We start from the raw sequence: 256 nt of genomic DNA on the forward strand, positions 1-256 counted from the left end.
GCGTCCGGGGCGCGCTCAGGCATGTCCGCTTCCTCCCGTGTGGGTGTGAGTATGGGTTGGCGTCTGGCCGAGCAAACGGCTCGCGAGCGCGGCGAGGCCACGCACCGGCAGGCCCAGCCACGAAGGCCGGTTGGCCGCTTCGTAGCGGATCTCGTAGGCCGCCTTCTCGATCAGGAACAGGTCGAGCAGCGCCTGTTCGTGCGATGCGCCGACGAGCGTGAGCGGCGCGTTGGCGACCGCCGCGCGGTACTGGCTC

General features: G+C 70.7%; 1 protein-coding gene. It reads right to left on the reverse strand.

The window, feature by feature from the left end; genetic code table 11:
- Nucleotides 1-15: 15 nt before the first annotated feature.
- Nucleotides 16-256: hypothetical protein (locus tag SB772_RS43080; protein ID WP_410838908.1), on the reverse strand; the 241-nt coding region annotated here is incomplete at its 5' end.

Origin of the sequence: Paraburkholderia sp. SIMBA_030 (assembly GCF_046535245.1) — a bacterium.
In the GTDB taxonomy this organism is placed as follows: domain Bacteria; phylum Pseudomonadota; class Gammaproteobacteria; order Burkholderiales; family Burkholderiaceae; genus Paraburkholderia.